This is a genomic window from Pseudomonas sp. TMW22091 (assembly GCF_022496705.1).
Taxonomy (GTDB): Bacteria; Pseudomonadota; Gammaproteobacteria; order Pseudomonadales; family Pseudomonadaceae; genus Aquipseudomonas; species Aquipseudomonas saxonica.
Genome location: NZ_SCFI01000008.1, coordinates 1 through 17,163 on the forward strand (window position 1 = coordinate 1; position 17,163 = coordinate 17,163).

Below are 17,163 nucleotides of genomic sequence, written 5' to 3' on the forward strand. Positions count from 1 at the left end.
TTCTGGGGAAGCCATCGTATTGCTCAAATTGACAGAGTGACCAAGGTTGTAATATCAGGGAAATCGCTTCGCTAACTGTTCGCTATGTCTCCGAACAAAGTGTTCGCGATGTCCCCGGTCCATACACCCGGAGGGAGAGGGGGCTTGATTGGGGGTGGTTTCGGATTTAGCGCTTGGCTTTGAGGTTGAGGCTGATAGTCAGCAGCCCCTCACCCCAACCCTCTCCCGGAGGGAGAGGGAGCTTGATTGGGGTGGTTTGGGATTCGGCGCTTGGCGTTGATGTTGAGGCTGATAGTCAGCAGCCCCTCACCCCAACCCTCTCCCGGAGGGAGAGAGAGCTTGATTGGGGTGGTTTCGGATTTAGCGGTTGGCGTTGAGGTTGAGGCTGATAGTCAGCAGCCCCTCACCCCAACCCTCTCCCGGAGGGAGAGGGGGCTTGATTGGGGTGGTTTTGGATTCAGCGCTTGGCGTTGAGGTTGAAGCCGATGGTCAACATCCCCCAATCAGTCCCCTCTCCCTTTGGGAGAGGGTTAGGGTGAGGGTGCTCTTCGCTTTGATCTTCGCTTTACCCTTACTTGGGCCCCAAAATCTTCACCAATTTATCCGGCGATGGCGCACCTTGCTGTTGCTGCAAATTACCGTTTTCATCCAGATAGAAAATCGCCGGGGTCGCGGCCACATTCAGTTCGGTCATCAACTGCGCATTGGCGTCCAGCTTGGCCTGAACGTCAGCCGGGATTTTGTCCAGGGCCTTGAGTGTGCTGGCCTTGCCGGCTTTCTCATGGTCATGCAGCGCTTGCTGCGGGTCTTTGGCGGCCAGCAACGCGGCGGATTTGGCCGGGCTGTCTTCGCGGATGATGCCGACCATAATGTGGCGCAATTGCACTTTGCCTGAATCGACCCAAGGGCGCGCTTGCTCCCAGAACATGTTGCAGTAAGGGCAGTTCGGGTCGCTGAACAAGTAGACGATGCGCGGTGCATCTTTCTTGCCGTCCGCGATCCAGTTGCTCTTCTCCATTTCACCCCAGACCTGCTTGGCCATTGGCTCGTACACCAGCTTTTGCAACGGAGCGAGGCTCAAGTCATTGCCTTGCGCGTCATACAGGTTGCCGACCAGCACGTTTTTACCGTCCGGGGTCAGGTACAAGGCCATGCCACGGTTTTGATACTGCGCAGCGTAACCCCGCATGCCGCTCGGCGCGTCGAAACTGCCGATGATTTTTGCCCCTTTGGCTTCGATCTTTTTGATCGGTGCCGGCCATTCTTCAGCGTGCAGCAGCGGCGATTGCAACAGGGTCGCGCCAAGCAGGGTGGTGATGCCCAGGGTCAGCAGTTTGCGGTTGAACATTTTTGCAGATTCCTCGAATTAAGGGCGTCAAAGCTTTCCAGCGCACGGGCCAGACTGGCTTCGGACAATTCGCCCAGATGGCTGCTCAAAAGGCGGCCTTGCGGGCTATAGAAAAGAGTGGTTGGCAGGGCCATTGAGCCGACTTTTTGGCCCAGTTGGCCGCCGCTGTCGAATAACACGTTATTGAGGTTCAGACCTTGTGTTTCAAGGAAGGTGCTGACGCTTTGCATGCTTTCGCCCTGATTGACGAACAGAAAGGTTATGTCCTGATTCTGTGTCTGTGCCTTTTGCAACACGGGCATTTCACGTCGACACGGTGGGCACCAGGTTGCCCACAAATTGATCACCAACGGGCCGCCCTGATAACTGCTCAGTTCCACGGACTCGCCATTGGCGTCACGCAATACCATTTCCGGCATTTGCGTACCCTGTTCATAGAGGCTGGAAGAGAAGGTTGCCAGCAGCCAGAACGCCAGGCCGCTGATCAGGCCCCAGCTCAGTGGGCGGCGCAGTCCCGGACGACGCCAGCCGATGATCAGCGCACCCACGACCACCGCGATCAATCCGGGCCACAGCAGGAAACCGCCGTCTCGCACGTCGAGCACTTGCAGCAGGTCATCCTTGAGCAAGTGCCAGTACGCGATAACAAAAGCGCAGCGGGCAACCACTAACCCGAGCATAAACAGCCCGAATAGCACTGACTCCGGATTATCGCCGCCGCGTTTGGCCACTCGCCAGCCCACCAGCGTCGCCAGAGCGAGGGCCAGTATCATCAGCAAATGGTTGATTGCCAGCGCAAACGAACCGATGGTCAGTGTCAGCATTCAGAGGCGTTCCCGGGTGGCGTTCCAGTTATTCAAAAAGGTCTGGGCGTTGACTTCGCCCGTAATCCGCTGCGCGCGACGCTCAACGCCGTTGGGGCCGATCCAGATAAAACTCGGTGGCCCTGGCACCTGATAACGGCTGAGCAATTCGCGGCTGGCGACAGTATCGGTGGTCACGTCAAGACGCAACAGGCGTACACCCTGCAAAGCGTCCATCACCTGCGGTTGACCAAAGACCTGTTTCTCCATGACTTTGCATGACACGCACCAGTCGGCGTAGTAATCGAGCAGTACCCATTGGCCCTGCGCCTTGGCGGTGTTCAACTCGCGCTCAAGGCTGGCAGGGTCGTTGACGGTGATAAACGCATCGTGGGCCGTTGCCGGGTTGCTGCCCGCGACTGTTTTGGCGGTGTACACCTGCAACGGTTGCCAGACATCGGCGCTGCCACCGGCCGCGCCTACCACTAAGAGGCCGCCCCACAGACCCGCCAGCAAACTCAGCGGTCTAAACAGGGGGCTGGCGCGCAAAAATTGAGTCGATTGTTGCCATAGGCTGTTGGCCAGTACCAGTAGCAATACGCCCCACAAACCGACCCACAGCGACTCATCGAGCACAGGGCGCACCAACAGCAAGGCAGTGCCCAGAAACAGGAAGCCGAACAGGCCTTTCATCAAGTCCATCCATGCGCCGGGCTTGGGCAGGAAGCGACTGCCCACCGTCACCAGCAGTAACAGCGGCACGCCAATCCCGACGCCCATGACGAATAACACCAGAGCGCCTTGCAGCGCATTGCCGCTCTGGGCAATAAACAGCAGGGCACCAGCCAATGGCGCGGTCATGCACGGGCCGACCAGCAAACCGGACAGCGCGCCGAGAATACCCGCACCCAGCAAGCTGCCGCCCTTGCGTCCGCGGCTGGCCGTTTCAAGGCGGTCACGCAGGGCAGAGGGTAATTGCAGCTCAAAAAAGCCAAACATCGGCAGGGCCAGCACCACGAAAAGCGCCGCGAAACTGCCCAGCAGCCAGGGTTGTTGCAACATGGCTTGCAGGTTGGCACCCAGCATCGCGGCCAGCACGCCAAGCCCTGCATACACCAATGCCATGCTCACCACGTAACTGCCCGCGACGGCAAAACCACGACCGGCGCTGGCACCGCTACCGACCACCAGGCCGGCCAGGATAGGCAACATCGGCAGGGTGCAGGGGGTGAAGGCAAGCAACAGGCCCAAGCCGAAGAACAGCAATAAACTCCAGCCCAGCGAGCGTTGCTGCAAGCTGGACGCCAGCGACTGGTCTTGCGCCTGCCCGGTGGCAGCTCCGGCCTGCGTGCCGCCCAGATCCACCACTTGAGTTTGCGGCGGGTAACACAGGCCGGCATCAGCACAGCCTTGCCAGCTGACCTTGACCTGACCGCTGGCGCCGGCCGGAATCAACACTTCAACCTGATCGCGATACACCTGTGTGGCGCCAAAGAACTCATCGCTGTGCTCAAGCCCTTGGGGCAGCTCAGGCTGATGGGCCGGATCCAGGCCGTCGAACTTGAAACGCTTCTTATAGAGGTAGTAGCTATCGGCGATTTTCCAGTGCAGGCGGGTTTCGCCCGAAGGAAGCGCTTGGGAGGTGAACACAAAGGCTTTCTTGACGGGCAGGAAATCTGGCTGGCCGAAGGGGTCGCCCGCGCTCCCGGCATGGGCCAGGCTGGCCAGGCATACCAGCAGCAAGGTCAACAACACACGCATGTTTAACAACCTTAAACAAAAACAAGTGCGGCCACAGTGCAAGCCAGCGATTAACCGATCATTAACCCCTGACGCGTCCGCTGTCCTACTATCGGACTATTGGCGGCATAATCTGCCCTTAATCCCATCGCCTTTTAATCGGGCCATTTACGCGGGTATCAGCATGCATGTACTGGTTTGTGAAGACGACGAACTGATCGCCAGCGGTATTGTGGCCGGTCTCACCGCCCAGGGCCTGACCGTTGAACATGTCGGCACCGCCAGTGCGGCGCGGGCCATGCTCAAGGCCGCACAGTTCGATGTCATGGTGCTTGACCTGGGGCTGCCCGATGAAGACGGTCTCAAGCTGCTGCAACAATTGCGTCAACAAGGCTTTGATCTGCCGGTATTGGTGTTGACGGCCCGGGACTCGGTGACTGACCGGGTCGATGGCCTGCAAGCCGGTGCTGACGATTACCTGCTCAAACCCTTCGATCTGCGTGAGCTTGCTGCCCGATTGCACACCTTGCTGCGTCGCGTAGCGGGGCGCAGCGTCAACTTGATCGAACATGGCGCGTTGAGCTATGACCCCAGCAGTCGGGTGACGAAGCTGGCGGGCAAACCGGTAGACTTGTCTCGCCGCGAACAAGCGTTGTTGCAAGCCTTGCTGCATAACCGCGGGCGTGTGTTGTCGAGCGAACAACTCAAAGACAGCATTTATGGCTTTGGCGACGAACTGGAGAGCAATGCCCTGAACGTTCATATCCATCACCTGCGGCGCAAGCTGGGTAACGGCATTGTCGAGACCGTGCGCGGCCTGGGTTATCGCCTCGGTCATGCGGACGGCACTGAGCCTCCTCAACCATGAGCATGCGCCTGCGTTTAAGCCTGACCATCGGCTCGGCCTTTGTGCTCGTCTGGGCACTGGCGGCGGCCTGGATGCTCAGTGACTTGCGCCAGCAAATGATGTTTTCCCTCGACCAGCGGCTGGTCGCTTCGGCGCGCATGGTCGCGGGCTTGCTGGAGCAACTGCCACCTTTGCCGGTAAAAGGCGAGGGCACCCACTTCAGCGCCGAACAACTGACCATTCCAGGCGGCATGGCGTGTCAGGTCAGCTCATTGCGCGGTGAAATCCTGGCGCGCAGTCACAACCATCCCGACCAGCCGATGCAATCAGAAGCCACCGGCTTTCATGATCAAGTGATTGATGGCGCCGTGTGGCGCACCTTTACGCTGGATCGTGGCGATGTACGCATCACCACGGCTGACCGCCAGGTGGAACGCGAGGCATTGAACCTGTCGGTACTGCTCGCCGCGTCGGTGCCGGTGGGCATGGCCTTGATCGTCTGTTTGTTCCTGTTGTGGCTGGGCATCGGCCAAGGGCTGGCGCCGCTTAAACGCATGCGCGATGCCTTGATGCGACGTGATGCCGATTCGCTGCAACCCTTGCAGATAGACCCGCTGCCCAGCGAGTTGAAACCTTTGCTCGACTCCCAGAACCAACTGCTGGCGCGTATCGCCAAAGCCCTTGAACGTGAACGGCGCCTGACCGGCGATGCGGCCCACGAGTTGCGCAGCCCGCTGACCGCGATCAAAACCCACCTGCAAGTGGCGCGCATGACCGACGGCAAAGCGCGTGAACAATCATTGGCCCACGCCGAAGCCGGAGCCGACCGCTTGCACCGCACCCTGGAGCAGTTACTGTTACTGGCCCGGGTCGAAGGTAGCCTGTCATTCGACGACGGCGTGCAGTGTTCGGCCGAGCAAGTGGCCCGTTTGGCGATACACGATGCCGCGAGTGACGCGGCCGAGCGGGTCACCTTGAGCCTGCCGAATGATTTGCCGACAACGCCGCTGGAGGTGCCGTCGGTGCTGGCAATCGCGGCCTTGCGTAACCTGCTGGACAATGCGTTGCGCCATGCCCCTGCCGAGACTCAGGTGGAGCTGGCGGTGCGTATGGAAGGGCGCCAGGTCTGTTTTGTGGTGCGCGACCACGGGCCGGGTATTTCACCAGACACCTTGCAGCACATGACTCAGCGCTTCTGGCGCAATGGCAACAGCAACGGTTGTGGGTTGGGATTGGCGATCGTGCAGGCCATTGTCGAGCGCTGCGGCGGCGAATTGAAATTTGACAGCCAGCCGGATGGCTTGCGGGTGGAGCTGCGCATGCCCTTGTCATCCCCCTCGTAGCCGCTGCCGAAGGCTGCGTCCGGCGACGCAGTCGTCGTGAATTCGGGACTCAGGAGACGTCGCCTTCGGCAACTGCTACGGGTTCCCGTTGCCCCCTGCGGCGTTTAGGCCGCTCGTTTTTCTGGTTTTAATTCAATGCCTTCTGTTTAATGACATTTTGTAAAAGTCATTGCAAGGTATGAAAACAATGAATGACGCACCACTTGCTCCCCATTCTGATGGGGATGAACCGGAGCTTAAGCGCAGTCTGTCCAACCGTCATATCCAACTGATTGCCATTGGCGGTGCTATCGGCACCGGTCTGTTTATGGGTTCAGGCAAGACCATCAGTTTGGCTGGCCCTTCGATCATCTTCGTCTACATGATCATCGGGTTTATGCTGTTTTTCGTCATGCGGGCCATGGGCGAGTTGCTGTTATCCAACCTCAACTACAAGTCTTTCATTGATTTCTCCACTGATCTGCTAGGCCCCATGGCCGGTTACTTTACGGGCTGGACCTACTGGTTCTGCTGGATCGTCACGGGTATTGCCGATGTCATTGCCATCTCCGGTTATACCCAGTTCTGGTTCCCCGACATTCCTTTGTGGATGCCGGCTATTGGCTGTGTGGCGGTGCTGTTGTCGCTCAACTTGCTGACCGTGAAAATGTTCGGCGAACTGGAATTCTGGTTCGCCATGATCAAAATCATCGCCATCTGCGGGCTGGTCTGCACCGGGCTGTATATGGTCGTGACGTCGTTCCAGTCACCGACCGGCAACACCGCAGCGCTGAGTAACCTGTGGAATGACGGCGGTATGTTTCCCCATGGTCTGATGGGCTTCTTTGCCGGTTTCCAGATTGCCGTATTTGCGTTTGTCGGCATCGAACTGGTGGGCACTACCGCCGCCGAAACCAAAAACCCGGAACACAACTTGCCACGGGCGATCAATTCGATTCCGCTGCGCATCATCATTTTCTACGTGTGTGCGTTGATTGCGATTTTGGCCGTGACCCCTTGGCGCGACGTCGTGGCCAATAAAAGTCCTTTCGTTGAGTTGTTTATGCTGGCGGGTCTGCCAGCGGCGGCGGGCATCATCAATTTTGTCGTGCTGACTTCAGCGGCGTCCTCGGCCAACAGCGGCGTGTTTTCCACCAGCCGTATGCTTTTCGGGCTGGCGGTGGAGGGCGATGCCCCGCGTCAATTCAAGCATCTGTCCAAGCAGGCCGTGCCGTCCAACGGGTTGATTTTTTCCTGCATCTGCTTGTTGGCCGGTGCCCTGGTGATCTATCTGGTGCCCAACCTGATGGAAGCTTTCACCCTGATCACCACCGTCTCGGCCACCTTGTTTATGTTTGTGTGGACCATGATCCTGCTGTCCTACCTGGCGTATCGCAAAAAGAGCGATCACCTGCACCGCGCGTCGAAGTACAAAATGCCGGGTGGCAAGGTGATGGTCTGGGTTTGCCTGGGCTTTTTTGTGTTCATCCTGGCCTTGCTGGCGCTGGAAAATGACACCCGTGAGGCGCTGTACATGGTGCCGGTGTGGTTTGCGGTGCTGGGTCTGGCTTACCGTTCGGTGCGCAAGAGCAAGTTACAGGCCGACTCAGGGCGGTAATTGTCCGCAAGGCTAAATCCTCAGTGCGCTGATGCGTTTCCAAAGCAGGAAAGTTTTGGTCAATCTCATCAGCGTATTGAGGGTCCCGGGAATGTCAGTTGCCACCAGCCTTGTTGAAGATCAGCCGGTCAGGATCAGTCCGGCCGACACCCTGTATGAATTCGAAGAGTCCGCGCTGCTGGCCCGCCAGAGCCGTCAGGAGTCCAACGCCCGTAGCTACCCGCGCCGCATTCCGCTGGCGCTCAAGCGCGCTTCGGGTTTGTATGTCGAAGACGTGGAAGGCCGTCGTTTTATCGACTGCCTGGCTGGCGCCGGCACCCTGGCGCTGGGGCACAACCACCCGGTGGTGATCCAGGCGATCCAGCAGGTATTGGCGGACGGCTTGCCGCTGCACACCCTCGACCTGACCACGCCGGTCAAAGATCAATTCGTGCAGGACCTGTTTGGCCTGTTGCCCGAAGCGTTGGCTCTCGAAGCGAAAATCCAGTTCTGCGGCCCTACCGGCACCGACGCGGTGGAAGCGGCGCTAAAACTGGTGCGCACCGCCACCGGGCGTACCACCGTGGTGTCGTTTTCAGGCGGTTATCACGGCATGAGCCAAGGGGCCTTGAGCCTGATGGGCAGTCTGGGGCCGAAAAAACCCCTCGCCGCGTTGCTCAACAACGGCGTGCAGTTCATGCCATACCCCTACGATTACCGCTGCCCGTTCGGGCTGGGGGGCAAGGCGGGCGTGCAGGCCAACCTGCATTACCTTGAAACCCTGTTCACCGACCCGGAAGCGGGCGTGCAATTGCCCGCTGCGGTGATTGTCGAAGTGGTGCAGGGCGAGGGCGGTGTTATACCGGCCGATCTGGACTGGCTGCGCGGCCTGCGCCGCATCACCGAACAGGCCGGTGTGGCCTTGATAGTCGATGAAATCCAGAGCGGTTTTGCCCGCACCGGCAAAATGTTTGCCTTTGAGCATGCGGGCATTATTCCTGACGTCGTGGTGTTGTCCAAAGCCATCGGCGGCAGCCTGCCGTTGGCGGTGGTGGTGTACCGCGAATGGCTTGATACCTGGTTGCCGGGCGCCCATGCCGGCACCTTCCGTGGCAATCAGATGGCGATGGCGGCGGGTTCTGCGGTGATGCGCTACCTCAAGGAACACAACGTAGCCGACCACGCGGCTGCCATGGGCGAGCGCCTGAGTGAGCACCTGCGCATCTTGCAGCGTGACTTCCCGCAGTTGGGTGATATTCGCGGGCGCGGTTTGATGTTGGGTGTTGAGCTGGTCGATCCGGCGGGCACGCCTGACAGTCTGGGCCATCCACCGGTGTTTGCGGGTCTGGCGCCGTTGGTGCAACGCGAATGCCTTAAGCGCGGGCTGATTCTGGAGCTGGGCGGCCGACAGGGTGCCGTGGTGCGCTTCCTGCCGCCACTGATCATCACCGCAGGCGAAATCGACGAGGTTGCGGCCATTTTTGGCAACGCGCTGTCCGCGGCGCTTGCTCGCCTGTAATTCCGGGCCCCGGCCAAACGTTAGTTGTATATCCCTTTCTGCGACGGAGACCCGCACATGAGTTCAGTATTTGACCGCGACGACATCCTCTTTCAAGTGGTGGTTAACCACGAGGATCAATATTCGATCTGGCCGGATTACAAGGCCATTCCAGAAGGCTGGCGCGCGGTGGGCAAAAGTGGCCTGAAGGCTGAGTGCCTGGCCTATATCGAAGAAGTCTGGACGGACATGAGGCCGTTGAGCCTGCGTCAGAAGATGGATGCGGTGGTTGCGCATTAAGTGTTGGCCCTCACCCCAACCCTCTCCCGGAGGGAGAGGGAGCCGATTTGCGTTAGTACATAAATCTGAGACTTCACCAAAATCAGTCCCCTCTCCCTCTTGGAGAGGGTTAGGGTGAGGGGCTTTTCAAGCTCAACCCTTATTCAACACCTTGACGATTGAATCAATCGTGCCCTGCAATTCAGCCACCGGATCTTCCCCCTCCGCGCCTACCACCACCAACTGAGCACCCCCCTCGGTAATCGCAGCCTTCACCTCAGCACTCGGCTCACGATGATCGAGCACCAACCCCACCTCATTGTCTATCAGTGTCCGGGTCAACGCTTCAAGCGCCTGCGGGGTCCACGGCTCATCGCCTTTGTGTGCCACTTCAACCCGCTCCAGATTCAACCCGCCAATCAAATAATCCAGTCGATCTGACAAACTGACCACGCTCAGGTTATCGGCCTGAGCCAGACGCGCCTCACTGTCGGCCGTGAGCTTGAGCAAGCGTTGCTTGAGGGCCGCCAGATTGGCCTCGATTTTGGGTTTTGCATCCGGCGCCAAGCGCACCAGATCAGCCGCAATCACATCCGCCATGCGCCCCATATTGTTACTCGCCAGCCACGGCTGGCTGTTCAGGCCATCGCGGTTGGCGCCCGGCTGCACAGCGATACCCGGCAAGCTGCCGTCTACCGGGCGGGCGGCGTCGATTTCAACAATACGGATATTGCTGCGCCGCGCCATCGGATACAGCGGGTCGTCACTCCATAGCGAACGCACGCCTACCACCGCATCGGCGTTTTGCGCCAGCGTGTGCAGGGCGGGCGCGCCGCGACCGCTGAAATAGGCGCTCTGGCGGCTGCCCGGCAGGTTGGCCGGTACGGCACGTTGCAGCTTCACACCACTGTCTTTGAGCAGCAGGTCACTCAAGCCATAGGTAATCGGCAGGCTGGCGAGGAGGGTGGTTTCGCCCGCCTGCAACGGTGTGCTTAGCAGGCCGGTGATGGCCAGAGCGAGGGTCAACTTGCGCAGAGTGATCATTTATCCAATATTCCCTTTCAGGCTGGGCACCACGCCACGGGCGATGGCAGCAAAGGCGAAGGCGATACCCGCCATCAAAATGATTGCCGCACCGGACGGAATCGGCAGGTCGAAGACGATGGGCAGCAAGATCCCGCACAGGGTGCTGACCGTGGCGATGAGCACCGACAACCAGAAAAACCCTTTCAATGACTGACTGAGCAAACGGGCCGCCGCCGCGGGAATGACCAGCAACGCACCCACCAGAATCGCCCCGATGACCTTTACGGCGGCCACGGTAATCAGCGTGACCAGAATCACAAACAGATAGTCCAGAGTCTTCACCGCCACCCCGCGCACCGCCGCCAATTGCGGATTGAAACTGGCCAGCATGATGCGGTTGTACAGCGGCAGGCTCAGGCCCAGTACCAGTGCGCCGACAATTGCCAACACCAGCAAGTCGTTGCCGTTGACCGTCAACACCGAGCCAAACAGCACGTTTTCAAGGATGTGCACGTTGATCTTGCCTGCCAGAATCAGCAGCAGGCTGGCACCCAGCGCCAGCGACACCGACAGAAACACGCCGATTAGGGTGTCCGGCGCCAGGCCGGTGCGATTGCGCAGGTAGTTGAGCAAGATGCCGAACAGCAGACAGTAACCAAACAGGCTGCCATAAGGCCCGGTGTAGGGTTCGCCCAGCAGGATGCCGATGGCCACGCCCGTCAGTGCGGCATGGCCCACGGCTTCGGAGAAAAACGCGAAGCGTTTGACCACCACCAGCGTGCCCAGCCCGCCCAGCACCGGGCCGATCATCACACCCGCGATCAGCGCGTTGACCACAAAGCCATAGGCCAGAATCTCGGGCAGATACCCGGCGCTGGCCCAGCCCTGAATCATCAAACGAAAGGCTTCATAACTCATGGGTAAACACCTGCGAGGGCCTTGGGATGGGTTGAGAACAGGCTGAGCAAACGCTCGGGGCTAAGGGTCTGCTCAGGTGAACCATCGAACAAGACTTTGCGGTTAAGCCCGGTGACGCGCCCGGCCAGACGTTTGACCGCCGCCAGATCATGCTCGATCCACACCACGGTCACGCCTGCGTTACGCCAGTCAGTCAACAAGCGCTCGAACACCTGTGCCCCGGCTTCATCCAGCGCCGACATGGGCTCATCCAGCACCAGCAATTGCGGGGCCGGGATCAGACCCTGGGCCAGCAGCACACGCTGGCGTTCACCGCCGGACAAAGCGCCCATGCGCCGCTTGCGCTTGTCTTGCATGCCCACGCGTTCCAATGCCTCGCCGATGGCCGGGGCCACCTTGCGTGACAAACCCATAAAGGCCGGGCGACGCTGGCACATGGCGGCCATAAAGTCGTCGACCGTCATCGGCAACCCGCGATCAAACTCCAGCGCTTGGGGCACATACCCGATCAGCCCGGGTTCGCCCGGCCAGTTCAGGCTCAAGCGGCCCTGATGGGGCATTTGCCCCAGCAGGGTCTTGATCAGTGAGCTTTTACCACCGCCGTTCGGGCCGACCAACGCATGCACTGTGCCTGGGGCAATGCTGAAACTGACCTGATCCAGAATGAGCGTGCGCCCCAGCGTCAGCGTCACCTGATCGAACTCGACAGCGGGGCCGCAGGCTTTCACACACAGCGATTCGGCAGCGGTCATGCGCCGGACTCCTGAATCGCCTTGACCACGGTATTGAGGTTGTTGGTCATCTCTTTTTCGTATTTGTCGGCGCTGTAGTCGCCATAGGAGATATGCGACAGCGGGTACAACTTGACCCCTGATTCGCGCTGAATGGTCTCCACATAGGTCGAAGGGAAGTCCATCTCCGAAAAAATCACCTTTACATCCAGTGCGCGCAGCTGGTCGATGGTTTTTTTCAACTGGCTGGGGCTGGGTTCGATCCCGTGCGCCGGTTCCACCACTGCGGTGACTTCCAGACCGAACTCGCGCAACAGGTAGTCATACGCGGCGTGCACGGTGGCGACACGCAAGTCAGCGTTGGGAGCTTGAGTCAGCTTGGCCAGGGCGTCGGCACGCATCTGGCGTAGACGTTTGCCGTAGGCGCGGGCATTGGCGGTGTAGGTTTTGGCATTGGCCGGGTCGAGCTTGCCCAGTTCGCGGGCAATGTTGTTGACCTGGGCAATGGATGCGCTGATCGACAGAAAGGTGTGCGGGTTAACCACTTTGCCTGCGCCCCGGGCGGCGGTGCCGGTGGCGGCCAGCAGCGGCACATTCTGATTGGCTTCAATCACGGCAATTTCAGGTTTTTCACTGGCTTCGATCATGCGGTCGGCAAAATCGTCATGGCCGACGCCATTGAGCACGATGACGTCCAGCGTACCGATGCGTTTGATGTCTTCTGCGCGCGGTTCGTAGGCATGCGGGTTAAAGCCTGCGGGAATCAGCGGCACCACTTCGGCCTTGTCGCCGACGATGTTTTTCACATAGCTGTAATAGGGGTGCAAGGTGATACCAATGCGCAGCGGCTTGGCCAGTGCTGCCGGGGTGTCGGCAAATGCGAGGGGGCAGAGGCAGGCGCAGAGCAGGGCGGCCAGCAACAGGGTGCGGCGGCGCACAACAGATGAAATCGGCATGGCGAGCAGTCTTCTCTCAGGTCAAAAAGGGGTTCAGTGCCGGTGTTGACGAGTCACTCCGGCATCGAATTGCGCGATCACTTGTTGCCAGCCGTGCTGGCTCAAGGCGGCATCGCTTAAATCAGCGGGCGGGCTGACGCCCGGTTGGCGGTTGAGCCAGACGTCGGGCTGAGCGCCGAGGCGCATCAAAAAAGAACCCGCAACCTCAGGATTGGGGCTGATGCCCAGATAGGCCTGCTCGCCCAGCAACTGCCAGGCGTGATTGCCCCGGCTGACCGAACTGGCATCGCTGGCAAACGGCGCAAAACCCTCCTCGGCCAGTTGCACCGGGCTCGGCAGGATGTTCGACTCTTCACGCAATAACTGGATTTCATCCAGCGTGACCCGCAGATCGGCGTAAATGCCTTGCTCGGCGGCGTTCAGATCGCGGCGCGCATCCAGTTGATGGTCGGCCACTGACGTCACCTGCGCGGATTCATGGCGCCAGGCCACAACTGACCCGGCGACGCACAGAATCAACAGGCATAACAGCAGCACATACAGGGTTTCATGCCCGGCACCGGCCGGGCGCACGACATGAGTACTCATGAGCCCTCGATATCGGCTTGGTCGATTTCAACGATATGGCCGGGGCCCGCATCGAACAGCACATAAAACTCGGCATCCGGGCGCTTGAAGGTCAGGCTGGAATCTGTGCCCAACTTGCCCGCCACCAGAATGGTTTCGTCGTAGCCGATCACATCCAGCGTCACCCCCGGCGCGCCGCTGCCATCTGAAAAGCCGCCGGAGCAACGGATCAAACCGCCGCCGATGTCCTTGCACTCACACATGGGGTTATGGGCCAGTGCGCCGGTGCTGAAACCGATCAATGCAATCATTCCGGCCGCTATGACAGGGGTTTTAAACAGGTGTGAACGCATTACTTGCCTCCTCGTTGAGCCAGCCAGGCGACCGTGGCCGGTGACGCCTGACTCAGGGGAATGGATGCCTGGTGCATGGAGCCGTCCCACCCTTCAAGGGTGATCCACAGTTCGGCGTCAGCCTGGGTGCGCTCCGGGATCGGCAAGGTGGCGCCAAGGCGATAGGGCGTGCCGAAGAAAATCACCCCGGCGGCTCGTAAACTGCGCGGCTTGCCGATGCGCAGATACGCGGCCTTGACCTGTTCGATACAGGTCTCACAGAGCGCGGCGTTAAAGCTTTTCATATAGCCGGCCGGGCCATCGGGGGTGGGCGCTTCGTTGCGCATTTCGGCCAGTTGCAGGCTCCAGGGGCCGACCTGCACGGTGCCGATGTCGCGCTCGCCCAGGCCGCTGTCGCCCCGAAATAACGAGGCATCGGCAAAGTACTTGGGCATAAAACCCAGCGGCACCAGCAGCAGCAGGATGTTGATGTGAAAGCGCCATTTGTGCCACAGCCGGCCCAGTCGGGAAGCGGGAGCTGCCGTCACTGCCTTGCTCATACATTGGCCTCTTCGGTGTGTTCGTGTCGGGCGGTGACCGTTTGTTTATGGACGAGCGGCTGTTTGTGGCTGCGCTTAAGCGCGTGAGCGGTGGCCAACGCCGTACGTTTGGTCCAGATCAGCAGGCCGCTGAGCACCATCATGCTCAGGATCAGGCCGAAGAAGAACCAGATCAGCTTGACCCACAACCCGCCAAAATCGCCGGTGTGCAGCGGCCGCATCGATTCGGTTACCAGCTCCAGCCCGGAGCGGTCGGCGATCATCCGCGAACCTTCAATGGCGCCGTTGTACGGGTTGATATCGGCAGTTTGGTACAGCAGCGGATACCAGCCGGGGCCGCCGATTTCGATATGGCCGTAGGCATTGCTCGGCAGGCTGACAAAACTGGCCTCAAGGCCGGGGATGTTCTGAGCCGCGATGTTCACGGCTTGATCGAGGCTGATCTGCGGTGCGGGTTTGCCGTCCGGCATGATCGGTACATCCTGACGGGCCACCACCGGCGGATTGCCTGCTGTGGAGATTGAAATCTGGTTGTCGAACAGGATGGCCTGAATCAAAAACCACAGGCCGGTGATGGAAATGACGGCGATGAACCAGATCGACCAGATACCGCACAGGCGGTGAAAGTCGCCCCAAAAAATCCGCGCGCCGTGTTTAAAGCGCAAGTTGGGTTTAAAAAAGCCTTTCCAGAATTTTTTGTAGACCACCAGCCCGGTAATCAGCGAGCCGAGTAAAGGCAGGCCCAGGAATGACACCAGGTACCAGCCCCAGCTATAGCCATTGGTAAACGGCACCAGCCACCAGCCGTGCAGGGCGCGGGTAAAAGCCTTGAAATCAAAGCTGGGGCTTTCGCCCTGAATCGCCCCGGTGTACGGGTTGATATACAGCGACGGCGAGCGGCCGTCCGGGTACACCACGTCGGCCACCAGCGCAAAATGCGATTCGTCGGGGCGGCTGATCGACTGCACCGCAAGCTTGGGCTCGGCCGCGTGAATCGCGCTGAGCACCTGATCATAGGTCAGCAAGGGGGCATCATCAGAGGGCTGCGTGGCACGGGCTTGCGGGGTGGCCAGCCAGACGATTTCCTGACTGACCACCGCCAGTGTGCCGGTCACACAGACAATCAAGACAAAGAACCAGATGGGCAGTGTCAGCCAGCTGTGCACCAGAAACCAAAGCTTTGAACGGGACTTTTTGGACATGGGGAACTGCAAACTCACGTCTGAGCGGGTGTCTAATCGCCAATGGGAAGCGATTGCTTATCCATGTAGGACGAATCAGACAGACAAAACCCGAAGACGGAGTTGTAAAGAAGTGTTTCCAAATACATTCATTCCAGCGAACGGCCCAGTTTCCAGTAGCCCATCAAGGTCAATCCTTTGCGGTCCAGCCCGAGATCATTGATAAAAAACGAGCGAATGGCCATGACGGCTGAGGATTCGCCGGCCACCCAGGCATAAAACTCGCTTTGCTTGGCGCTGGCCAGTTCCCAGGGGCGCTGGGTGTCCAGATCCAGCACGTCGAGAGCGATGGCGCTGCGAATTTGCTCAGGTGTGGGAGGCAAGCTGGCCAGTTCGCGCGCGGCCATGATCATGCCCGCGCCGTGTGGCTGGCTCAGGCTGGCACGTGGCATCCAGTGCACCTTGGTGTTCAGGCCGCAGATCAAGGGCAGGCAGTCGGACTCTTCAGGCACTTCGATAAAGGCCTGCACCTGAGGCGCATCGGGCTGGCCGGCCAACTGCTGGAGAATTCCGGCGATGGCCGGCAACGCCGTTTCATCGCCGATCAACAGCACGTTGCGTACGCCCTGTGGGGGCAGCCATTCATAACCGCCTGGATCATCGTGATAAGCCGCGTTGGGCGCGACGATTTGCAGGCAGTCGCCCGGTGTAGCGTGAACTGCCCAGCGCGAGGCCGGGCCGGTTTCGCCGTGCAGGACAAAGTCGATGTCCAGCTCCCCGGTGTCGGGGCGCAGATCGCGAATCGTGTACGTGCGCATCGCCGGTGTCTGCTCGGGGCTCAAGCCACGGCGTGCGGCCTGCCAGTCGCCGTGTTTGGGCAACTGGGGTGGGGCGCCGCTGGCAGACGGGAAAAACAGCTTCACGCGCTGGTCAGGCGCCAACGTGCGCATGAGCGGCACATCCTTGCCGTTAAACACAAAGCGCGTCAGGGTAGGGCTCAAGGCAATACGTTGCTTGAGCTGAATGTCGAACAATTGATAACTGGAGGGTTTACTCAGGCGTTTGCGCAGGTGGTTGACCAGCGTGGCGGCGGCAGACATAAACAATACCTAAATAGGCAGGATTCACTTGGTATAACGAGAAGCCGAGGGCTGAATTTAAGGCGAACAAGAACACTCACGGGCGATCCCTGTAGCCGCTGCCGAGGCACGAAGGCTGCGATCGACGATGCAGTCGTCGCAAGCGCTGGACGCTCGATGTATCTGATACACCGGGTCGTGAGGTTGCACTGAATTTAAGGCGTAGCAGTTGCCGAAGGCGACGTCCGGCGGCGCAGCCGTCGTAAAACCAGAGCGCTCGGTGCGTCAGGTAAACCGCGCACGCAGGTTTTACGATCGCTGCGCAATCGAACGTCGCCTTCGGCAACTGCTACGGGGGCATTGCTTTAATTTTCCCCCC

17 protein-coding genes are annotated in these 17,163 nt (G+C 59.7%); 5 read left to right on the forward strand and 12 right to left on the reverse strand.

Translation table 11 applies throughout. The features are described 5' to 3' along the window. Nucleotides 1–571 precede the first annotated feature (571 nt). The 3 genes from dsbG to dsbD are packed head-to-tail and all read right to left on the reverse strand — an operon-like array spanning nucleotide 572 to nucleotide 3,912. Nucleotides 572–1,348, reverse strand: a complete 777-nt coding sequence (gene dsbG, locus EQV93_RS15675) for a thiol:disulfide interchange protein DsbG (protein ID WP_146386510.1) — start codon at nucleotides 1,346–1,348, stop codon at nucleotides 572–574. After that, nucleotides 1,327–2,172: a TlpA disulfide reductase family protein gene (locus tag EQV93_RS15680; protein ID WP_122785660.1), complete on the reverse strand. Its 846-nt coding sequence runs from the start codon at nucleotides 2,170–2,172 to the stop codon at nucleotides 1,327–1,329. Before EQV93_RS15680 ends, dsbG begins: the two co-directional genes overlap by 22 nt. Continuing rightward, nucleotides 2,173–3,912 (reverse strand): protein-disulfide reductase DsbD, encoded by a 1,740-nt coding sequence (gene dsbD / locus EQV93_RS15685; protein ID WP_240891876.1) that lies wholly within the window; start codon nucleotides 3,910–3,912, stop codon nucleotides 2,173–2,175. 163 nt (nucleotides 3,913–4,075) lie between these two features. Between dsbD and EQV93_RS15690 the strand changes: the two genes are divergently transcribed. The 5 genes from EQV93_RS15690 to EQV93_RS15710 all read left to right on the forward strand — a co-directional run bounded on the left by EQV93_RS15690 (nucleotide 4,076) and on the right by EQV93_RS15710 (nucleotide 9,455). Further along, a complete protein-coding gene (locus tag EQV93_RS15690) occupies nucleotides 4,076–4,759 on the forward strand; it encodes a response regulator (protein WP_146386515.1) in 684 nt (227 codons plus the stop codon). Further along, nucleotides 4,756–6,081: an ATP-binding protein gene (locus EQV93_RS15695; protein ID WP_240891877.1), complete on the forward strand. Its 1,326-nt coding sequence runs from the start codon at nucleotides 4,756–4,758 to the stop codon at nucleotides 6,079–6,081. Before EQV93_RS15690 ends, EQV93_RS15695 begins: the two co-directional genes overlap by 4 nt. 187 nt (nucleotides 6,082–6,268) lie before the next feature. Next, the gene (gene cycA / locus EQV93_RS15700) at nucleotides 6,269–7,678 is read left to right on the forward strand and encodes a D-serine/D-alanine/glycine transporter (RefSeq protein ID WP_240891878.1); all 1,410 of its coding nucleotides are present in this window, start codon (nucleotides 6,269–6,271) and stop codon (nucleotides 7,676–7,678) included. Between the two features lie 91 nt (nucleotides 7,679–7,769). Next, entirely contained in the window at nucleotides 7,770–9,176 is a 1,407-nt protein-coding gene (locus EQV93_RS15705; protein WP_240891879.1) for an aspartate aminotransferase family protein, read from the forward strand. Between the two features lie 57 nt (nucleotides 9,177–9,233). After that, nucleotides 9,234–9,455, forward strand: coding sequence for an MbtH family protein (locus tag EQV93_RS15710; RefSeq protein ID WP_122785654.1), 222 nt, complete (start codon nucleotides 9,234–9,236; stop codon nucleotides 9,453–9,455). Between the two features lie 132 nt (nucleotides 9,456–9,587). Here EQV93_RS15710 and EQV93_RS15715 read toward each other — a convergent pair whose 3' ends face one another. The 9 genes from EQV93_RS15715 to EQV93_RS15755 all read right to left on the reverse strand — a co-directional run bounded on the left by EQV93_RS15715 (nucleotide 9,588) and on the right by EQV93_RS15755 (nucleotide 16,805). Beyond that, on the reverse strand, nucleotides 9,588–10,478 hold the full coding sequence (locus tag EQV93_RS15715) for a metal ABC transporter solute-binding protein, Zn/Mn family (protein ID WP_240891880.1): 891 nt from the start codon (nucleotides 10,476–10,478) through the stop codon (nucleotides 9,588–9,590). Continuing rightward, nucleotides 10,479–11,378 (reverse strand): metal ABC transporter permease, encoded by a 900-nt coding sequence (locus tag EQV93_RS15720; RefSeq protein WP_122785652.1) that lies wholly within the window; start codon nucleotides 11,376–11,378, stop codon nucleotides 10,479–10,481. Further along, the gene (locus tag EQV93_RS15725; RefSeq protein ID WP_240891881.1) at nucleotides 11,375–12,130 is read right to left on the reverse strand and encodes a metal ABC transporter ATP-binding protein; all 756 of its coding nucleotides are present in this window, start codon (nucleotides 12,128–12,130) and stop codon (nucleotides 11,375–11,377) included. Before EQV93_RS15725 ends, EQV93_RS15720 begins: the two co-directional genes overlap by 4 nt. Next, on the reverse strand, nucleotides 12,127–13,065 hold the full coding sequence (locus EQV93_RS15730) for a metal ABC transporter substrate-binding protein (protein ID WP_240891882.1): 939 nt from the start codon (nucleotides 13,063–13,065) through the stop codon (nucleotides 12,127–12,129). Before EQV93_RS15730 ends, EQV93_RS15725 begins: the two co-directional genes overlap by 4 nt. 33 nt (nucleotides 13,066–13,098) lie before the next feature. Further along, complete coding sequence (locus EQV93_RS15735) at nucleotides 13,099–13,653, reverse strand: DUF6162 family protein (RefSeq protein ID WP_122785649.1); 555 nt, start codon at nucleotides 13,651–13,653, stop codon at nucleotides 13,099–13,101. Continuing rightward, the gene (locus EQV93_RS15740) at nucleotides 13,650–13,943 is read right to left on the reverse strand and encodes a hypothetical protein (RefSeq protein ID WP_240891960.1); all 294 of its coding nucleotides are present in this window, start codon (nucleotides 13,941–13,943) and stop codon (nucleotides 13,650–13,652) included. The genes EQV93_RS15735 and EQV93_RS15740 overlap by 4 nt, the downstream gene beginning before the upstream one ends. 41 nt (nucleotides 13,944–13,984) lie before the next feature. Further along, complete coding sequence (locus tag EQV93_RS15745; protein WP_146386528.1) at nucleotides 13,985–14,524, reverse strand: thiamine pyrophosphate-binding protein; 540 nt, start codon at nucleotides 14,522–14,524, stop codon at nucleotides 13,985–13,987. Further along, nucleotides 14,521–15,726 carry a PepSY-associated TM helix domain-containing protein gene (locus EQV93_RS15750; RefSeq protein WP_146386530.1) on the reverse strand — a complete coding sequence of 402 codons (1,206 nt, stop codon included), beginning with the start codon at nucleotides 15,724–15,726 and terminating at the stop codon, nucleotides 14,521–14,523. The genes EQV93_RS15745 and EQV93_RS15750 overlap by 4 nt, the downstream gene beginning before the upstream one ends. A gap of 128 nt (nucleotides 15,727–15,854) precedes the next feature. After that, nucleotides 15,855–16,805, reverse strand: coding sequence for a siderophore-interacting protein (locus tag EQV93_RS15755; RefSeq protein ID WP_240891883.1), 951 nt, complete (start codon nucleotides 16,803–16,805; stop codon nucleotides 15,855–15,857). Between the last annotated feature and the right edge of the window lie 358 nt (nucleotides 16,806–17,163).